Annotated in this window: 1 protein-coding gene; it reads left to right on the top strand. The window is 60.5% G+C overall.

The window, feature by feature from the left end; genetic code table 11:
* On the top strand, positions 1-220 hold a 220-nt coding region (locus tag FV222_RS29205; protein ID WP_147816582.1), incomplete at both ends, for a DDE-type integrase/transposase/recombinase.

Genomic DNA, 220 nt, shown 5'->3' with positions numbered 1-220 from the left:
TCGACGAGTTCACGCACGAATGCCTGGCGATCCGGGTCGCCCGTAAGCTGAAGGCAACCGACGTCATCGACGTGCTCTCGGATTTGTTCATCGTGCGTGGCGTACCTGGCCATATCCGTTCGGATAACGGCCCGGAGTTCGTTGCGAAGGCCCTCCAAGCTTGGATCACCGGCGTCGGAGCAAAGACGGCCTACATTACGCCAGGCTCACCGTGGGAGAA

It is taken from the genome of Methylobacterium sp. WL103, from assembly GCF_008039885.1.
Lineage (GTDB): Bacteria > Pseudomonadota > Alphaproteobacteria > Rhizobiales > Beijerinckiaceae > Methylobacterium > Methylobacterium cerastii.
The sequence above is the reverse complement of the archived record's forward strand: the minus strand, read 5'-3'. Positions and strand labels throughout refer to the sequence as shown.